Below are 18,898 nucleotides of genomic sequence, written 5' to 3'. Positions count from 1 at the left end.
GCTCATATTCAATCGGCAAACGGATCTGCCTAAAATCAGTACTATCCAGTCATCGGGCCAGGGTCATAAACCGCACATAGTCACGACCATCGCTCAGTCGAATCTGATAGTAATAGGTTCCATCGGGTAGCTCTCCTTTAGCCGCAGACAGGTTGATGCCCTGATTTGCGGTGCCGTCCCAGTCATTTTTGTAATTGACACTCCGGTACACGAGATTGCCCCACTTATTATAGACTTCCAATTGTACGGTTAGGTCAACAGGTAAGTGCTGAATAACAAACCGATCGTTGATTCCATCGCCGTTCGGCGAAAAGCCTTCCGGAATAAATACGGTTTCACTTTCTTCGGGTCGAAGCGAGTGAAGGGTTACCTGGGTTGGTTCATCATTGTCTGAAGGGTCGCCATTCTGGTCAGGGTCAGCCTCTACGCCGTTTGTCGAACGATCCCGGCAGATTACCCCGTTCACATCAACGCCTGTAGCCGTTGCTTTGTTGGTAAATGTCAATGTATTTGCCTGACTTACATCCAAACGAACAGTTAACCAAACGCGGCTTTGTTTGCCGACTGCCAGGTTTCCGGCACTCAACAAGGTTGTATCGGCACCACGGCCAGAGTAATTCGGGTTCACAACCAGACCACTGTCAGCACGAACCGTAACCGACTGGATTAGTGCACCCGTAGCGGAAAAAGCAGCATCCAGATCATCAGCAATCTGTACAGTAGTTAACGGATTCGCTCCCAGGTTTGATACAACCAGCTGATAGGTTAACTCGATCAGATTGGTGTTATGCTCCGTTAACCAGATTGGTTCACTTGCTTTCTTACCAAGCCCAATGATTTCGCGGGATGGAGCCGCTCGGGATGGAGCCGCTATCGTTTGCTGAACCGATGCACCACTGCAGGGGCCAGAGCCGTCGGGGTCCGGCGTAGAAGCGGTAAAAAGTACCTTACCTCGCTGCCGGTCTGTTTCGGACAACAGATAGCGAGCAGTCAAGCCATCTGTCGTGAATAAACCGCCCCCGTCGCTTTGCCAGGCAGGTAAATTGGCCGAACCACCCAGTTGAGCCGTTAAGCGAACAACGCCTTTTGCCCAGTCAAGCGAGTCAAGTCGTATCGCAACCGTAGCCGGATCACTCAGGCAAGGTGGAACAGCTTGCGCACAGGGTGTAATCGTCACGTTTACAGCTACCGGAGCGGTGTAGCAACCCGCCGAATCTCGGCCAAAAACATAGTATGTCCCCGCCAGCACCGCACCTGGTGACTGAACAGGAGCGGAACTAATGGACGGTCCCATCCGAAACTGATAGTAATTACTTAAGGATACGTTTTTGGCCGTAATTGCCTGCGACAAATCGGCGGTTTGAAAAGGGCATCCATTACGCAATGTCGTTGCCAACTCAAGTTTTTGTTCGGCCCTACGAACGGCGATTAATACCGCTTCGGAACTGTCGCTCCGGCATGTACCTAGCTGGCAAACGGCGCGGTAAGTTGTCGTTTTGTCCGGTGTTACTATTCTGGCCGATCCTTCGCTGCCGTCTGACCAGCGGATTGTGCCCAGGCAACCGGATGCTGTAAGCTGCGTCGATTGACGGGCGCAGATTTCTATTTGACTAGCGGATACGATAGGTGTAGCCGGGGCGGCTATCTGTACGGTAACCCTGGCCGATGGATTACTAAGGCAATTATTCTGTTCGCAGGTGGCTTGAAAGGTGGCTGTTTGCTGCAACTTACCGGTCCAGGTAGTGCCTATGCTATGGTCAGACCAGTGAACAGTACCGCTACAATTTGTCGCTGCCAGGGTGACTGCGTCTGTCTGGCAACTGATTGTTGCCGAACTTGTCAGGATGGGTGCGTTGGGTGTGTTGACCGTTATTTTCCAGACTTCGGCAAAACAGCTAATGCAACCAGGCTGTGCCCGGCAGATAGCTGTGTACTTCGTCGTTTGCTGTGGCTTCACCTCTATAGAAGATCCAGCTTCTCCATTTGACCAAATAACGGTACCACTACAGCCTGTGGCTGTGAGTGTGACAGACTCACCGCGACAGATATCCTTCGCCGAACCTGTGATGACAGGTGGGGTTGGGTGCTGGCAGCTATCGGCTTGTATATACGCAGAAGCGACGCCACGACTTGTCATTACTAACAAGATAGCTATATACAAATAGTTACCGATAAATTTATTTGGTAATTGTATCGCCATATAGGAAAGCTGATTACGCCATACTAAGACGAATATCATGCCAAGCCTATTTTTTGTTTAAACAGACTACTAGCATCGCTACTTTTTCAGATAATAGTAGTACTTCATAACGCTGATTTTTGTGAATATATGTTTCTAATCAATGAGCTGAAAAACACAGCTGTTGCATCACAAACCATGCCAAGGTTGTACTACCTGTATGTAAGATAAATAACTTAGCATATACAACAAGTTAACAAATAAGCCAATTCTTCACTAATTGTATAAGAAGCATAGCTTACTTAACTCAGGCTTTATTACTGAATTGGCTGGCTGTTATGGGTAGAAATTGTGAAGATCTGATCAACAGATTGGGGAAGCTCGTCTCGGTTATGTGTTACAAACAGAATTGTTTTGTCAGTGAAGCTATCAATCAGTTTTCTTGCCCGTTCTATATGACGGTTGTCAATGGCCTGAAATGGCTCGTCCAATAACAATACGGGTGCATTCTTCAGGAAAGCCCGTACCAGTAGTACTAGTCGTTGCTCACCCGCTGATAAAGTTCCAAAAGGCCGCGCAAGGGCGTGAGCCAGCTCAAAGTAGGAAAGCAAACTAACTAAATCGGCTTCGGTCTCGATCGACACCCGAACGGGGGGAGTGAGGGTGTCGGTCATGCCTGTAAGCGCTACTTGCCGTACCGATAAATGTTGGGGAAAATACAGATGCAACTCAGGTGACACAAACCCGATCCGTCGTTTAACATCCCAGATGCTTTCACCCGATTTGCCCCGACGATGTCCGAACACACTTACCTGGTTAGCATACGCTTGCGGATGATCACCGTACAGTAAGCTAAGAAGTACCGATTTACCCGCGCCATTTTGTCCAAACAAAGCCCATCGTTCGCCCGCCCGAACAACCCAGTTGACATCGTCCAGGATCACTGTATCACCGTAGCGAACCGTAACATCCTGAAGCCGAAAAGCTTCGGCAAAATCAATAAGCGGTGGCTTTGTGCGTAAGACAGGTAACTCTACCTGCTCTGTGTCGAGCTGATGCGTTGGCTGGTAGTCTTCTACAGCTCCCGACCAACGAAGTTTCCCCTCCCCCATAACGGCAACATGTGTTGCAAACGGTGGAACATCCTCAGATTCGGTCACCAGCACGAGCGTCAGGCCGTGGTTTGTCAGGTCGCCCAGCCAGTTGGTTAGCTCCGTCCGAAAGGCAGCATCCAGGCCCATAAAAGGATTGTCCAGTAACAACACAGTCGGCTGCTGCAACAGGGCTTTGCCAATGCGTGCTTTCCGGGTTTGCCCATTCGACAGTTTGATAAACGAGCGGTTCAGCAAAGGCAGCAGACCTAAACGCTCAAGCAATTCCATTTCCTCTGGCGTGTCGGATACCTGCAAAAAATCGCGTAACGAGGGAATCGCCGTGTAGCCGGCGTCGCTTCCCTCAACGTTGTCACTCATCGTTGCCTGATACCGTTGCTGATAAAAGTAACTACCATACGAAAACCGGCTGGATTGCTCTTTAAACGAAACAAATTCGGTTGGTATCCGGCGGGTTAAAGTGCCTGGAGGGGCTGGAAACTGTCCGGCCAGTGTTTGTAGAAATGTCGTTTTACCGCTACCCGTTGGTCCTAAAACGCACCAGCATTCACCTGATTTGAGTTGAAACGTAAGATCGTGCAGTATAGGTACACCACCACGCCGGACGGTTAGCACGTTTAAATGGATTAACGGAGTTTGTTCGAGCATAAAAATAGGGCCATACCTTTGCAAAGGTATGGCCCTGGGTATTTTCTACGACACTTGCACCCTATTTTTCAGGGGGTGTTGATGTCGTTGTTGGCGTCGTAGTCGTCGTTGTTGTTGACGAACCGCTTCTTGTACGCCGGCTATTGTTACCTGTCGAACCAGAGTTTGACCGATCTGTCGTGCTTGGTGGTACCGTCGAACCCGAGTTCATTGTACCGGTGCTGGTACCTGAATTCATTGTACCTGTACCCGTACCATATGTGCTGCTACCGCTACTCGTCGTAGAACCGGTGCTGGTTGTTCCTGTTGTGCCACTCGTACCCATCGTCGTTCCGTTGGTAGTTGTTCCATTCGTTCTAGACTGGTTCGAGTTGGTTGGTGGTTGCGTCTGGTACGAGCCAGATGTTGTACCAGTAGTACCCATGGTGCCTGTACCCGTTGTACCCATGGTACTACCACTCGTTGTGCCGGTTGTACCACTCGTACCCATAGTACCAGTGCCGGTTGTTCCTGTTGTTGTTCCAGTCGTACCCGTTGAACCAGAATTGGTCGTTGAGTTCGTTGTTTGTGCTGTCGCGTTTAGGGCCATGCCAGCTACTAGCATCCAACCCATAATCATTATTTTTTTCATCGTTGAGTTATGTTTTTCCGACTAGTTTACTGTTTAGTCTATGGTATAACTCAACTAAATTGGCAAGTGTTTATTTTTTTTTGCTTTTTTTCACTAATGGCTATTTTTTTCTGTAAAGTAAAAGCGGGTAGTCAGCAAAGAATTACTGACTACCCGCTTCGATTGACTACGAAATAAAGCTTACAATGTACCTTTCTTCATTTCTTTCACAGCGAAATCGGCCGCGCGAGCGGTTAACGCCATGTACGTCAGAGAAGGGTTCACGCACGATGCCGAGGTCATACAAGCTCCATCGGTATTGAATACGTTCTTTACAGCATGCAGTTGGTTGTGTGCATTCAGTACAGACGTTTTAGGGTCACGGCCCATCCGGGCGGTTCCCATTTCGTGAATACCAATACCAGGATGCTTCGATTCGTCGTTGTAAGGCGTCACGTTTTTCAGTCCGGCCGCTTCGAGCATCTCAGCCGCATCGTTCATCATGTCGATCCGCATTTTCTTTTCGTTTTCCCCGTAAGCTGCGTCGAACACGATCAGGGGCAATCCCCACTTATCTTTTTGATCAGGTGAGAGAGTCATCCGGTTATCTGGATTCGCGATCATCTCGCCAAAACCACCAAGACTCATTGTCCATTGGCCGGGTGTGGTCAGGCTGTCTTTAAACTCGGCACCGAATCCATCAATCCCATTACCCCGGTTCCAGCCACCCCGACCAGCACCGCCCTGGTAACCGAAGCCACGAACGTAATCGCGCTTGTCGTTATGCCAGTTCCGGTAACGCGGGATATAAACACCATTGGCACGCCGACCATAGTAATACTGATCTTCCATGCCGTCAAACGTGCCGGCAGCACCAGCCGCCAGATGGTGATCCATGATGTTACGTCCGAGTTGATCGGAATCGTTGCCCATACCATTTGGGAAACGGTGCGATTTCGAGTTCATCAGGATGGATGTACTCGCAAAAGCCGATGCATTCAGGAAGATAATCCGGGCGTAGTACTCACGTACTTCCTTCGTATTCTGATCAATAACCCGAACACCGGTCGCTTTATTTTTCTTTTCGTCGAAGAGTACTTCCGACACAATCGAATCAGGGCGCAGGGTTAATCTACCGGTTTTCATGGCTGCGGGCAACGTTCCTGCCTGCGTGCTGAAATAGGCGCCATAAGGGCAGCCGCGCATACACTGGTTACGGAACTGGCAGGCCGCCCGTCCGAGATCGTAATGAATTTGTTTGGGTGCCGTCAGGTGGGCCGTGCGACCCATCGTAACGGTACGAGCCGGAAACGCCTTTTCAATGCGTTTCTTTGCTTCTTTTTCCAGGCAATTCATCTGCATAGCTGGCTGGTAGTTGCCATCAGGCAGCACATCCAGACCATCTTTACTACCTGATACGCCAACGAAGGTTTCTACATAATCGTACCAGGGAGCCACGTCTTCATACCGGATTGGCCAGTCGACACCAATGCCCTCTTTGGCATTCGCCATGAAGTCTTCCTTATTCCAGCGGTAACTTTGCCGCCCCCACATCAACGACCGTCCGCCCACGTGGTAACCCCGAATCCAGTCTACTTTCCGTTTTTCGAGGTATGGGTTTTCTTTATCGTTCTCAAAAAAATGGCGCCACTCTTCATTAGCGGTATAACCGGTCCGCATGTTGGCCCAGTATTCTTCGGCAGCCATCGTTGTTACGCGGCCCCGGTGGGGAAAATCCCAGGGGTTATTGGTGGCAGTTGGATAGCCTTCAATGTGCTTTACATCACGGCCACGCTCCAGCATTAACACTTTCAACCCTTTCTGCGTAAGCTCTTTAGCAGCCCAACCGCCAGAAATACCCGACCCAACGACAATGGCGTCGTAGGTCATATCTTTTTTTGCGTCTATATTAAGATTCATGTCTTTATAAGCTTTCTGTTTACCGTTTTCGGTTTACAATTGGCTGATACATCAATAATCTTGGGTTAGCCAACACTAAACCGAAACCGGTAAACTCATTTAGAGGGCCCACGCCTTTTGGCCGGGTTTAAGTGTAACGCAACCGTCATAACGGCCAGGAACCGCTACATACTCAAGTGCCTGGGTCGCACCAATCTCGGACGTAAAATAGCCGGTCATCGTAAGGTCTTTCAGGATCATGAAGAAAGGCGTATACCGTTTCTTAGCATCTGGCATCTGTAGATCAGCCTGGGCGTTTTCTACTTTAGCGGCAGCTTTAGTGGTGTTCATCTGCGCCAGTTCCTGCTTGGCATCGGCCTGTAATTTTTTCACGATCTCAATCCGCTGCGTTGGATCAAGCTGCACAAAGGCTTTACTATAGGTATCCTGGCTCAGTTTATTGGTCTGTGTCAGGCCATCTACAAACCGTTTCTGATCATCTGCTTTGTAGCAATCTTTCAGCATCAGATCGATAAATTCATTCACCTTGGCGGCTTTAGCGCCTGGGGTGGTTGTCGTTGGAATAATGGTTTCAGCCAGTTCAGCAACGGTCGCATCCTGATCGGCCGTCAAGAAAAGCGGCTTACCCGTCAGGGCGCGCCGGGCAGCCGAAGCTTCGAGCGTATCAGCCAAAGCGGGCAACGACATGGTTGCGCCAGCCAGCATGGCCACCCGCATGAGGGCGTCTCTTCTGTTCATGTGCGTAGAGCGAAATTAAGCTTTCAAATAGAACGATATTAGTAAGTACAAATGTATAACAATCAAGGATTGGATTGTGCAATTTGAGGACACAGTTTTGCCGAATAGCTCTATTTAGAATAAGGCTACGGACTAGTCAGTAAACCGGTCGGCCAGGAATCGAACAGGGCGTTCCTGACCCACTGGCTCACTAGCCTAATCAGCGAAGACACACAGGCATTTTAGCAGTAAATAAACCGTTTCTGAAGACTACATCACCCCCAATTCCTGAACCGCCAGCCAACTCATCAAACCCGCACCCGTTTCTAGAGCCGCTTCATCAATATCGAAAGTCGGCGTATGAACGCCCGACACAATGCCGCGTGCTTCATTGCGAGTACCAAGCCGGTAAAAACACGAATCGACTACCTGCGAATAAAAGGCAAAGTCTTCGCCAGCCATCCACAGATCAAGATCAATGACATTATCAGCGCCCATATACTCGACGGCCTGTGAACGTACGCGCCGGGTCAACTCAGGATGATTTTTGAGAAAAGGATAGCCATGCACAATGGTAAATTCACAGGAGCCACCCATGGCTTCGGCAATGCCTTCGGCCAGCTTGACCATACGCTTTTTTCCCTCTTCGCGCCATTCTTCGTTCATGCACCGGAATGTGCCCTGGATGGTCACTTCGTTTGGAATCACATTCGTAACGCCATCGGCAATGAACCGCCCAAACGACAACACCGATGGGCTGGCCGGGGGACGATTTCGGCTGATAATCTGTTGCAGAGCAACGATAATGTGCGAAGCAATCAGAACAGGATCAACCAGATTGTCGGGCATGGCTGCGTGGCCGCCTTTACCCCGTACAGTCATATAAATCTCATCTGTACTGGCCATGTACATGCCTTCGCGAAAGCCGATTTTTCCCACCGGAATATTAGGCGCTACGTGCTGACCAATCATGCTGACAGGCGCCGGATTTTCCAGGACGCCTTCCTTAATCATCAATGAGGCTCCACCGGGTGCTTTTTCTTCGCCCGGCTGAAAAACCAGCTTTACCGTTCCGTCGAACTGATCCCGCAGAACGTGCAATATTCGGGCAACACCCAACAAACTGGCTGTGTGGGCGTCATGCCCACAGGCGTGCATGACGCCCTCAACCGTCGACTTATACGGCACGTCGTTGGCTTCATGAATGGGCAAGGCGTCCATATCGGCCCGCAACGCCACCACTTTCGACCCGGCCGATTTACGCCCTTCAATGAGCGCCACCAGGCCTGTATCGGCCACGCCCTCCTGTGGCGTTATACCAATCGCTTTTAACTGATCGGCCACAAAGCGAGCCGTGTTCCGTTCCTGAAAGGACAGTTCGGGATGGGCGTGTAGATGTCGGCGCGTCTGAACAATATCGGATGCGTATTGACGGGCAAGGGATTTTATGGAATCGAGCATAGGTCGTGCGGCCAAGAAGCCACCTTTAATTTCGGATTGCTGCGGCTGAAAAGCCACGCTACTGTGTTGTTATAAACTGATAATCGCTAATAACCGTTTCCAGAAAAGCCCGATCCGGCAAATCGCTCTGAACGCCAGTCACCTGCTTAATTTTATCGGCCGTGCGCCCAATTACCCATCCGTCGCCCTGACGCAGCGTTTGACGAATAATGCCCACGTCCCGATCTGAAAGCAAGCGCACATCGGGAAATTGCAACACATAATTCTCTGGTAACGGTCGAATCAAAACATCGTCCAACGAAACGGCTGGCTTCAGTTTGACAACGGTAGTTCCGGCCGCAATATCGCCCAGCCGCTGGCCTTTCCCATTGGCCGCCACAGTAATGATAGGAACAACACCGCCCAGGAAAGCGACCGACTCGATAATTCGCAATAACCACCGGAGCAGATAAGCTCCCAGGCCAGGCTGCGAGCCATCCAGCATAACGACCCGGATACCCATGGCAATTTTGCCAACGCTGCGACCATTCAGAAACCATTCGGAAAGCAGGTCATAAACCACAATCGGAAACAGGGAGACGACGACGTAAAAAGTCCCTGGCGTTAGGTTCAGCCTGGCCGGAATCCCGAAGACGAGCAGTGTCCAGCCGAAAATGACCAGGTAATCCAGCATAGCGGCCAGAATCCGGTCGCCAACGCTGGCGGGTTCGTACGCTACCGAAACGTTTTGGGAAGTGCGGATTGTAAGAGACATGCGTATAAATCAAAACGAAACCGCCCGGCGGCTAAACGCCAAAAGTCGTTAGTACAGCAATGAGGTCAAAATATTTACGACAAAAGCGACTTAAGTCTTTCTAAAAAGAGATTTTTGCCTCAACTTAACATACTTTACCACGATTTCCCGATGTGCATCGGCCTACTTTATGCGCGAAGCTCTTTTCGTTAAACGCAATACCGACAAATGGCGCGATATGGAGCAAAATCCTACGCGTGATCCCGATGAACTGACAGCCCGTTTTGTGGAACTGACCGATGACCTATCGTATGCACAAACGTTTTATCCTGATTCGAATGTAACGCGTTACCTCAACGGATTAGCGGCTCAGATGCACCGGAGCCTCATGCAAAACCGGCGCGACGACCGAAGCCGGTTCATTACCTTCTGGACGTATGAGTTGCCTATGCTTTTTCGGCAGTCGCACCGGTTGCTGGCCATATCGGCGGGAATTTTTCTGGCGGCTGGCATTTTGGGGTGGGTGTCGGCGGCCCACGACCATACGTTCGTACAGCTGATTCTGGGCGATAGGTACGTGAACATGACGCTCGAAAATATCAAAAAAGGGGATCCGCTCGGTGTGTATAACAGCAGCGGTCAATCGACAATGTTCGTTCAGATCACGTTGAATAACATTTATGTAGCATTCCGAACCTTCATATTTGGGTTGTTTGCGTCGTTTGGCACCATGGCGATGCTGTTTTACAACGGTGTCATGCTGGGTGCCTTTCAATATTTCTTTTACGAGCGCGGGCTGCTGCTTGATTCAGTCCTCAAAATCTGGATTCATGGCACGCTTGAAATATCCGCGATTATTATTGCCGGTTGTGCGGGTCTAACGGTTGGCAATAGCCTCTTATTTCCGGGCACCTACTCGCGGTTAACCTCGTTCAAACGGGGCATTAAGCAGGGACTTAAAATTGCCATTGGCCTGGTCCCCGTTTTCATCATGGCTGGGTTTCTGGAAAGCTTCGTCACGCGATTGACGCTGCCGCCCCTTATCAGCGGGGGAATAATCCTGACATCGGCGTCTTTCATTATCTGGTATTTTATTCTCTATCCTATCTCCCTAAACCGTAATCGACAACCATGATTCAACTCTTCGAACAACGCGATTTTGGCAACAAAATCAACGCCACCTTCCAGTATATTATTCAGAATATGCGTAGTCTGGGCATGGCACTTATTTACATTGTGGGACCTGTGGCGTTAGTGGCGGGTATTGCTACCGGCGTTATGCAATCGGATATGCTTCAGTTTGCGCGAGATTCTGGCGAAATGGATGAGCAGAACCCAATGGCACCCTTTCAATTGATGACTAAATTCATATCACCCACCTTCTGGCTGGCTATGTTCTTTAGTGTTCTGGCGAACGTGGCTGTTATTGTGACGACCTATGCCCACATGAGAATTTACGACCGAACCAAGAGCAACACCATTTCCGTGGCCGACGTTTGGGCGGAAGTGCAACCGATGATTGGGCGAGCCATCATTATCTCGGTCCTCAACTCAATTATTATCGGTATCGGGTTTGTGTTTTTGTTTATTCCGGGCCTCTATGTGGCGGTTGTCCTGTCTCTTTCCCTGGCGGTTACGGCTTTCGAAAATACCGATTTCGGCACGACATGGTCTCGTTGTTTTCAGCTTATTCGGGATAAATGGTGGTCTACGTTCGGGCTGATTGTGGTTATGGGCATCATTGTGGCCGTTGTTGGCCTTCTCTTCGCAGTACCCGCTACCCTTATCGCTTTTCTGACAGGTGCCAAGATGCTTCCCAACGTTTCTGTGGTGTGGCTCATTTTGGGCAACGTCATCAATCTGGTGGGCCGTACCTTATTGAACGTCGTTCTTTACACCGCCATTGGTTTTCAGTACACCAACCTGGTTGAACGGCAGGAAGGCCGGGGCCTGATTTCGGCCATTGACTCCATCGGTACATCACCAACTCAGCCCCGAGCAACGGATGAAGGAGAGTATTAATAGCTGGTTTGCTCTGTACGGTTTACGGATAACAAGCCTTGGTCGGTATTATCTGACGGCGGGTTGCTTATGCCTGTTGCTTCTTGCTTCACCCGTGGCGTTGGCACAGTCGAACGATACGACGAAAGCTGTCAATACGCGCGATGACCGAACTCCGCTGCAGGTTCGTTATCCCGAAAAAGACCATCTGCGCGATCTTCAGACCGATCATGACTACCAGTATGGATATGACGCTCCTCCGCCTGAAAACCCCCTGGCAAGGCTTTGGGCCTGGTTTCTCCGAAAACTTGGCGCTTTTCTGTCGAGCGAAGCATACGAAAATGTTTGGCAATACGTAATTCTGGTTATCATCGCCGGGAGTGCCATCTACCTGCTTCTGAAGGCCGAAGTGCTGACATTTCTGCTTCCTAAAAAAGCGCAGTCAGCAGGGCTGGCGTATGAAAATACGGCCGAAGATATTCACGAGATTGATTTTGATACAGCTATTGACGAAGCTGTCAGCCATCGAAACTTCCGGCTGGCAGTACGGCTTTTGTACCTCAAAACGATTAAGCAGCTAACCGATGCAGGTCGTATTGCCTATAAGCCCGAGAAAACTAACCGCCAGTATGTCTATGAACTGGCGAACTCTCCGCTCCAGGCTGATTTTGAGCGTCTGACGGCCCAGTTTGAATTCGTTTGGTATGGTGATTTTCCGATAGATGAAAGACAGTTCGCTTCCTTACGAACGGCCTTTGTCGCCTTCAACAAATCGGGGCAACATCAACCCATCAACTAAGCACTGACTGGTAATCCGGCACAACTGATTTTGCAAAAACCCAATAAATACCTGCTCATCCTGCTTGTTACCATAACGGCCTATGTGCTCTTTGAGTACTATCGTCCGAAACCAATTGACTGGAGGGCGACCTACGAGAACGATGATAAAATTCCGTTTGGTACACAGGCGTTGTTTGAGCTATTGCCGGATGTTATACAGCCGTCGGCAATCAGGACGGTACGTTTGCCCGTCTACACGTTATTGACCGAGACGAAGTTGCCGACGCCAAGCAATTACATAGCTGTCTGCCGGGAGTTCGACGTGGATAAAAACGACCGCGAGCAACTCTTGACCTTTGTCCGTCGGGGCAACAATGCATTTATTTCGGCGTATGAGTTTCCTGATTCATTGGGGATAACTCTTGGTTTCAGAGCCGATGTGAAAGATGAGTCGAAGGCGGACTCGACCCTTCGGCAAAACTTCGTCAATCCGTCGCTTCGTAAGACTGCGGGGTATAATTTCGTTCATGATGATGGCCGAAACTTCCTGACCATTAAGCAACCCGCACACATCACGGTACTAGGCCGCAACGCCAGAAAGGAACCTGTTTTCATTCGTATTCAATACGGGAAAGGGCATTTTTTCATCCATAACCTGCCGTTGGCCTTTACCAATTACTATGTGCTGGACCCGAAGACGTCCGATTATGCCTTTAAAGCACTTGCTTACCTGCCTGCCCGACCAACCTATTGGGACGAGTATCAGAAACAAGGCCGGTTCAGTGAAGACGAGCAGTCTATTTTCCGATACATCCACTCCCAGCCCGCCCTTAACTGGGCTTATTACTTGGTGGCGTTTGGCCTGATTTTTTACGTAATTTTTGCGGGCAAGCGAACACAGCGTATCATTCCGGTTATAGAGGCCCCTAAAAATACCTCGGTGGATTTTGTGCAAACCATTGGCCGTATGTACTTTCAGCAAGGCGATCATGAAAACCTCGCCCGCAAGAAAATCCAGTACTTTCTGGCCGACCTTCGCGAACGATATGGGTTAACTACCACCAGTCTGGACAAGGAATTCACCGAAACCCTGGCCCGGAAAAGTGGCGCACCGCTGGACGAAACGGCCGATTTAGTACGACTTCTACGTGATGCACAAAAAAGCATATCCTTATCAGAATACGATTTGATTACCCTGAATCGGGCAATAGAAAACTTTAAACAAGCTATCTGAACCAGGATTTAGTTGATCAGAAAAATCAATTAAATCCTGGTTCAGACAATCCCTATGGACTCATTACAAACTCGCTTAGACCTTACTTCGCTCACCTCGGCCGTTGAGGCCATCCGCGCTGAGGTCGGAAAAGTCATTGTTGGGCAGCATCAGACGGTCGATTTGCTACTGACGGCGTTGCTTGCCGATGGCCACGTACTCATTGAGGGTGTACCAGGTGTAGCCAAAACCCTGACGGCCAAACTACTGGCCAAAACGATGTCAGTGGGTTTCAGCCGGATTCAGTTCACCCCCGATCTAATGCCCTCTGACGTATTGGGCAACTCGGTCTTCACACCCAAAACCGGCGACTTCGTATTTAGACAAGGGCCCATTTTCGCCAACCTGGTACTGATCGACGAAATTAACCGGGCTCCGGCCAAAACACAGGCGGCTTTATTTGAAGTAATGGAAGAGCGGCAGGTAACCAATGACGGGACAACCTATCCGCTCGATGCCCCTTTTATGGTACTGGCCACTCAAAATCCCATTGAGCAGGAAGGCACCTACCGGTTGCCCGAAGCGCAACTGGACCGGTTCCTGTTTAAAATAATCGTCGGATATCCTACGGCCAGCGAAGAGGTCGCTATTCTGCGGGGTAACCACCAACGGCGCAATCTGGCCGATGCGCTCGACGCGGTTACTACCGTCCTCACAGCCGATCAGTTGACAGCCCTGCGCGGGTTAGTACATCAGGTTTATGTTGAAGACAAGTTGTTCGACTATATCGCCCAGATTGTGCAGGCTACCCGAGCTAGTAAATCGCTCTATTTGGGTGCGTCGCCCCGCGCGTCGGTCGCGTTGCTCAATAGCGCTAAAGCCCTGGCCACACTCCGGGGACGTGACTTCATCACACCCGAAGATGTGCAGGAATTAGCGCCTTCGGTGCTCCGCCACCGCGTGCTGCTCACACCCGAACGTGAAATGGAAGGGGCGACCGCCGATGACGTTATTAGCCAATTGGTGCAGAAAATTGAAGTACCCCGATGAACGATGAATCACGGTTCGATCAGTTTGTATCCCAAGTCTGCGAAGACTTAGGTTCACTCCCTGGTCCGTGAAGACACGGACCAGGCTCGCGTCAGCGAAACCGTCCAAGTAAATAAATCCGTGACAACAGACCCAGGAATTTGAGTAACTGATACTAAGAATAGACAATGCCAATGAAGCGGATAGAAACCTTATTGGTTAACAACTTCCTGTACTGCTACAGGCACCTACGTCCCAGCCAAAACGGGCGTACCAGAAAGGTGTTTGTGCAAATGCAGCGGACCGTCTACATCATCTCTTTTCTTCTTTCAGCTTTACTGCTTCAGGCGCAGTCGCCCAGCCGGGAGCAGTTGATCGGTACATGGATTGGCGTTCACGCTGAATGGGAAGCTGATTTTTTTTGCCCACTCCCAACTTATCTTCGGTTAGAGCCCGATGGAGCTTACCAGCTTGGCATGGTCGATAATTCAGCGCAGCCGCTGGTATCCACCTGGGCTGTTCAGGGCGATACAGTCCGTTTAGATACCGTTCATTATGCGCCCCGGCTAGTTAGTCTTCAAGGTGGCCTGCTCCGGATCGGCACGCTCTATCCAATGGTATTTCGGAAGTTCAGCGCTATTCCGGTCGATTCAGCCAATACCTATCAGCAACTTAACGGACGGGTTTGGCAATCAAATAACCTGACCATTAGCTTCTATAGCAATGGTCAGGTTAGTGTGGAAAACACAGCGACGAAAAAGAAAACCGTTCATTTCTGGCAGGTAGTGCGATTCGGATCATCGGTTTTTCTGGTGATTCGGGGAAATCAACACAACAAGGACGGGGATTTTAAGCCCCTGTGGCAGATTGCCAATCTGAATGCAAACCAGATGCAGGCTATCGGCTGGAATGGGTGTACTGTAACGACAGAAACATTTCGGTTAATCCGGGACATACCAGCGGGTGAAGTGTGCCACCCCACTGATTTTCAGCCTTGTAGTAATTGTTTTTCACAAACGTGGAATTCAAGGTCAGTCAGCAATCCCTCAAAACGGTATGACCTCATACAATTAATTACCAACTATTATCAACCTGTTCAGCAGATCGGCCAGTCGGGCCTGATCCGGGTCCGGTTTGTCCTTAACTGCGAAGGTGAGCAGGGACCATTTGAACTGAGCGGCTTTGGCGAAGACTATTGTCCCAAACTGTTTGATAGGCGAATAACAGATCAATTGCGGGACATTTGTCAGAACCGCGTCGGAACAGACCCAACCTTGCGTCAATCACAACCGACAGATCCGCCACACGATGTATCCCTTGTGGTTACGTTCCGACTTAAGGATGGGCGTGTAACCGACATTCTGCCATGAAGACTGCTTTATTTCTTTGCCTTTTGCTTCGTATGGCAGCCTTCGCGCAGCCTGCCGAGCAGTTTCTAAAATCGTCGGCATCCATGCTGGCGATTAACCGCAATCCTGAATTAGTATTCTTTGGCGCAACAAGCCGACAAAAAAGCCATCTTGATACCCTATCGGCGTCGGCTCAGAATTACCGGTCCCACTCCTTCTATCATCTTTGGCGACAGAATTACGAAGAAGCCACTTTGTGGCTGGAAAAAACAGGCAACAGCTACCCAAAAGAAAATGGCATGATCGGAGAAGTTTATTTGAGATCGCTTAAGGATTACCCTCGTGCGCTCCAGCATCTTGACGCCTACGACGCCCTGACGCCCAATTTCGATGACATGATCAGCCACAATCCCGTCAGTTACCTACGCGGATTGGCCTATCGTGGCCTCAACAATCATCCGAAAGCCATTGAGCAGTTTTGTATCGCCATAGATTCGCTCGCCCGAAAGCATGGGGCCGAATGGGTCAACTATAAACATTTCGTTAGCAGGGCAGTGAGTTATATGGCTATTGGGCAAGCCGATAAAGCCCTGACTGATCTGGCGCAGGCCACCAAAAACTTCAACCGAAGTGCGCTGGTTGCCTATCATAAAGGACGGGCGTTGTTACAACTGGGCCGCACGGCCGAAGCCCGAACTGCTTTTCAGGATGCGTCATTTTTCGTTAAAGCCCTGCGTGCCGAACGGACTGGCGACTATCAGGAAGATGACTTTAATCCGATTTACGAAGAAGAAATTGACGAGGCCATCAGCCAGCTAAAAACCAAACCGTAGCAAGCATGCCAATTTTCCGCTCCCTTTTCGTCGCTATGCGCCTGTGGTTTACGCTCATTGTGCTGGTGTTGTTGTTTATCGCGGCCTATGCGTTACCGATTTTGTTTCCGCTGGTCCGTGTCGCCTTTGTCGCGTTCGTTATCCTGATTGGATTAGACGCCTGGCTTTTATTTCGGAATCAGGCCCGACGTGCCGTGTTTGCCCGTCGTGAAGTTCCCGACCGGCTGTCGAATGGCGATGAGAACCCGATTACAATTTATCTCGAAAACCAATACGCTTTCCGAACCCGTGTGGAAGTGATTGACGAAATTCCGTTCCAGTTCCAACGGCGCGATGTCCTGTTCAATGCCCACCTGAACCCACGCGAAACACGGGCTATTCGCTACGAACTCCGGCCAACCCGGCGGGGCGAATACAGCTTTGGCGCGGTCAACGTTTTTGCCTTATCGCCTTTAGGACTATTAAAACGGCGCTTTCAGTTTGAGCAGGGCAAGATGGTGGCCGTGTATCCATCGTATCTACAAATGCGCCAGTATGAGCTTCTGGCTGCTACCAATCGCCTGAATGAAGTGGGAGTGAAGCGGATTCGTCGCCTTGGGCACAGCATGGAATTTGAGCAGGTGCGCCCCTATGCTACCGGCGACGATGTCAGAACAATTAACTGGAAGGCAACCTCCCGCCGAAGTGATGCCCAGGGAACATCACTCATGATTAATGCCTATCAGGACGAACGATCCCAACCCGTTTATTGCCTGATCGATAAGGGCCGTGTGATGCAATCACCCTTCGATGGGCTTACTTTACTGGATTATGCCATCAACGCCAGTTTGGTGTTGAGTAACATTGCTCTCCTCAAACAGGACCGGGCGGGTATTCTGACCTTTTCCAGTCAGGTAGGTCAACTTCTCCCTGCCGACCGTCGCACAGGGCACATGCTCCGGATTCTGGAACTCCTATACCGCCAGAAAACGCAATTTCTGGAAACAGACTTCGAGAGCCTGTATGCCAGCGTCAGAACACACATTCGCCAGCGAAGCTTGTTGCTATTATTTACCAATTTTGAAACGGTAAACGCCATGCATCGGCAGCTACCCTATCTGCGTCGGCTGGCCAAAGATCATCTGTTATTGGTTATTTTCTTCGAAAATACAGAGTTACGCAGCTTACTTGATCTGCCAGCCTCGGATACCGAACAGATTTACCTTAAGACGATCGGCGAAAAATTCGCGTTCGAGAAAAAACAGATTGTGAGAGAGTTAGCCCAATACGGCATCCAGACTATTCTGACGGCACCGCAGAACCTGACCGCCAACACCGTGAATAAATACCTGGAACTGAAAGCACGGGGAATGATTTAGAGTTGTTTAATTATCGCCCAGATTTCCCTTTACTGATTCATAATTAGATTTTAGTCTCCCCATTTCTTTTGCTAAAAACGCTTGTAACTGGCGATTAAATTCTTCTTTCTCCGAGTCGGGTAAGGCCGAATACAAGTCTTTCAGCTCCTGATTGATGGCAGCCCGCTCGGCATCGGTAGCCGCGTTGATGGAGCGGTAATGGTATTTTTTGAAATCGTACTGTGTCATTTCTTCAAACTAATTATTCGGGCAGATTAGCAAAGACTTCGCTGAGCGGCATCTGAAACCCATCTATATTTATCGACTCATTAAGCAGGTTATACAAGGTTTCTGTCCAGACATTTGCCTGGTCAGTACGCCGACAAACAATTACTTCTTTGTCGAAAGGGTCAACGAATACAATTTCCTGAACCGTATACATCTGTTTGTATTTCCGTCGCTTAGCACCTAAATCATAATTGAACGTCGATTTCGATAGTACTTCAACAATCAAGTATGGATTTACGAGAATTGACTTCAATTTGCCCTAGTATTCAGGCTGGCCTTTAATAACCAGAATATCACCATTATAATGTCCCAACCGACCACTCTTTCGAATACCAGCGTTACTTCCAGCGACATAAAAGGGTTTACCTTGATAAAAGCCTTTAAGCAGGTAAATGATTTGTGTTACCAATAACTCATGTATAAATGTTGCCAGCCCCATTAGGATAATCTCTCCGTCGTGATACTCAACGCGATAGTCCGTCTCAATCAAAAAATTCTCAAACTCCTCCTAGGTTGCCGGAAAAGTGATTAACTCTCCAGCTTCAAGTGTTTCTAGCTGCTCATCAGTCAATTGTATTTTCGCTAAAGCCTGCATCCGTCTGTCCGCTTTTTAGTAAAGATACACGTATCAGCGACAAAGAAAAAGGCCCTTTCGGTTAAAAAGGGCCTCTTCACTATGTTGTGTACT

Annotated in this window: 16 protein-coding genes and 1 pseudogene; 8 read left to right on the top strand and 9 right to left on the bottom strand. The window is 49.6% G+C overall.

Annotated elements, in window-relative coordinates:
- Positions 1 to 49 precede the first annotated feature (49 nt).
- The 7 genes from SD10_RS00460 to SD10_RS00430 all read right to left on the bottom strand — a co-directional run bounded on the left by SD10_RS00460 (position 50) and on the right by SD10_RS00430 (position 9,401).
- A complete protein-coding gene (locus tag SD10_RS00460; protein WP_227699098.1) occupies positions 50 to 2,137 on the bottom strand; it encodes a gliding motility-associated C-terminal domain-containing protein in 2,088 nt (695 codons plus the stop codon).
- A gap of 359 nt (positions 2,138 to 2,496) precedes the next feature.
- A complete protein-coding gene (locus tag SD10_RS00455) occupies positions 2,497 to 3,939 on the bottom strand; it encodes an ATP-binding cassette domain-containing protein (RefSeq protein WP_046375185.1) in 1,443 nt (480 codons plus the stop codon).
- Between the two features lie 61 nt (positions 3,940 to 4,000).
- The gene (locus tag SD10_RS00450; RefSeq protein WP_046375184.1) at positions 4,001 to 4,570 is read right to left on the bottom strand and encodes a hypothetical protein; all 570 of its coding nucleotides are present in this window, start codon (positions 4,568 to 4,570) and stop codon (positions 4,001 to 4,003) included.
- A 180-nt stretch (positions 4,571 to 4,750) separates the two neighbouring features.
- Positions 4,751 to 6,469, bottom strand: a complete 1,719-nt coding sequence (locus tag SD10_RS00445; protein ID WP_046375183.1) for a GMC oxidoreductase — start codon at positions 6,467 to 6,469, stop codon at positions 4,751 to 4,753.
- A 99-nt stretch (positions 6,470 to 6,568) separates the two neighbouring features.
- Positions 6,569 to 7,207 (bottom strand): gluconate 2-dehydrogenase subunit 3 family protein, encoded by a 639-nt coding sequence (locus SD10_RS00440; protein ID WP_227699097.1) that lies wholly within the window; start codon positions 7,205 to 7,207, stop codon positions 6,569 to 6,571.
- Positions 7,208 to 7,456: 249 nt separating this feature from the next.
- Positions 7,457 to 8,647, bottom strand: a complete 1,191-nt coding sequence (locus SD10_RS00435) for a M20 metallopeptidase family protein (protein ID WP_046578858.1) — start codon at positions 8,645 to 8,647, stop codon at positions 7,457 to 7,459.
- 58 nt (positions 8,648 to 8,705) lie between these two features.
- A complete protein-coding gene (locus tag SD10_RS00430) occupies positions 8,706 to 9,401 on the bottom strand; it encodes an RDD family protein (RefSeq protein ID WP_046375181.1) in 696 nt (231 codons plus the stop codon).
- A gap of 169 nt (positions 9,402 to 9,570) precedes the next feature.
- Here SD10_RS00430 and SD10_RS00425 point away from each other — a divergent pair, with 169 nt between their 5' ends.
- The 8 genes from SD10_RS00425 to SD10_RS00390 all read left to right on the top strand — a co-directional run bounded on the left by SD10_RS00425 (position 9,571) and on the right by SD10_RS00390 (position 17,943).
- Positions 9,571 to 10,515 carry a stage II sporulation protein M gene (locus SD10_RS00425; protein WP_046375180.1) on the top strand — a complete coding sequence of 315 codons (945 nt, stop codon included), beginning with the start codon at positions 9,571 to 9,573 and terminating at the stop codon, positions 10,513 to 10,515.
- Positions 10,512 to 11,402 (top strand): hypothetical protein, encoded by an 891-nt coding sequence (locus tag SD10_RS00420; RefSeq protein ID WP_046375179.1) that lies wholly within the window; start codon positions 10,512 to 10,514, stop codon positions 11,400 to 11,402. Before SD10_RS00425 ends, SD10_RS00420 begins: the two co-directional genes overlap by 4 nt.
- A complete protein-coding gene (locus SD10_RS00415) occupies positions 11,386 to 12,180 on the top strand; it encodes a DUF4129 domain-containing protein (RefSeq protein ID WP_046375178.1) in 795 nt (264 codons plus the stop codon). Before SD10_RS00420 ends, SD10_RS00415 begins: the two co-directional genes overlap by 17 nt.
- A gap of 30 nt (positions 12,181 to 12,210) precedes the next feature.
- The gene (locus SD10_RS00410) at positions 12,211 to 13,395 is read left to right on the top strand and encodes a DUF4350 domain-containing protein (protein ID WP_046375177.1); all 1,185 of its coding nucleotides are present in this window, start codon (positions 12,211 to 12,213) and stop codon (positions 13,393 to 13,395) included.
- A 54-nt stretch (positions 13,396 to 13,449) separates the two neighbouring features.
- Positions 13,450 to 14,424, top strand: a complete 975-nt coding sequence (locus tag SD10_RS00405) for an AAA family ATPase (protein WP_046375176.1) — start codon at positions 13,450 to 13,452, stop codon at positions 14,422 to 14,424.
- A 173-nt stretch (positions 14,425 to 14,597) separates the two neighbouring features.
- Positions 14,598 to 15,773, top strand: coding sequence for a hypothetical protein (locus SD10_RS00400; protein WP_148562357.1), 1,176 nt, complete (start codon positions 14,598 to 14,600; stop codon positions 15,771 to 15,773).
- Entirely contained in the window at positions 15,770 to 16,585 is an 816-nt protein-coding gene (locus SD10_RS00395; RefSeq protein WP_046375174.1) for a tetratricopeptide repeat protein, read from the top strand. Before SD10_RS00400 ends, SD10_RS00395 begins: the two co-directional genes overlap by 4 nt.
- Positions 16,586 to 16,590: 5 nt before the next feature.
- A complete protein-coding gene (locus SD10_RS00390) occupies positions 16,591 to 17,943 on the top strand; it encodes a DUF58 domain-containing protein (protein ID WP_046375173.1) in 1,353 nt (450 codons plus the stop codon).
- Between the two features lie 6 nt (positions 17,944 to 17,949).
- Here SD10_RS00390 and SD10_RS00385 read toward each other — a convergent pair whose 3' ends face one another.
- Together SD10_RS00385 and SD10_RS00380 are read right to left on the bottom strand one after the other, a co-directional pair.
- Positions 17,950 to 18,171: a hypothetical protein gene (locus tag SD10_RS00385; RefSeq protein ID WP_179945483.1), complete on the bottom strand. Its 222-nt coding sequence runs from the start codon at positions 18,169 to 18,171 to the stop codon at positions 17,950 to 17,952.
- Positions 18,172 to 18,184: 13 nt separating this feature from the next.
- Positions 18,185 to 18,700, bottom strand: a pseudogene (locus tag SD10_RS00380) (Uma2 family endonuclease).
- Between the last annotated feature and the right edge of the window lie 198 nt (positions 18,701 to 18,898).

This window comes from Spirosoma radiotolerans, assembly GCF_000974425.1.
Classification (GTDB): domain Bacteria; phylum Bacteroidota; class Bacteroidia; order Cytophagales; family Spirosomataceae; genus Spirosoma; species Spirosoma radiotolerans.
Note: the sequence above shows the minus strand (reverse complement) of the source record. Positions and strands in the feature narration are given on the sequence as shown.